A 376-nucleotide genomic window follows, 5' to 3' on the forward strand; every position below is an offset into this window, starting at 1 on the left:
TGGTTGCTAATTTTATTGGTCTTTTCCCTTATTTTTATACGATTACTTCTCAGATTATGATCACGTTTTCACTGGCGATGTTGGTGATTTTTACGGTGATTAGTTATGGTTTTTATAAGCATGGGGTTGGTTTTTTGAAACTGTTTGTTCCCAGTGGGGTGCCTGTTCTGATTTTACCTTTGGTTACGATGATTGAAGTTATTTCTTTTTTCTCTCGTCCTATCAGTCTTTCACTTCGTTTGTTTGCAAATATGCTTGCTGGCCATATTACCCTCAAAGTTTTTTCTGGTTTTATTGTCTCAATGATTGGAATAGGAATCATGGGCGTGGGTGGTTCTATTTTACCGCTTATCATGACTGTAGCGATTACTGCTCT

At 37.2% G+C, this 376-nt stretch carries 1 protein-coding gene; it reads left to right on the forward strand.

What is annotated here, in order from left to right; all coding sequences use genetic code 11:
• The coding region (atpB, locus tag ACFIO5_RS12455) for a F0F1 ATP synthase subunit A (RefSeq protein ID WP_375705570.1) at positions 1 to 376 on the forward strand (376 nt) is incomplete at both ends.

The sequence above is a fragment of the Bartonella sp. AA86SXKL genome, from assembly GCF_042196885.1.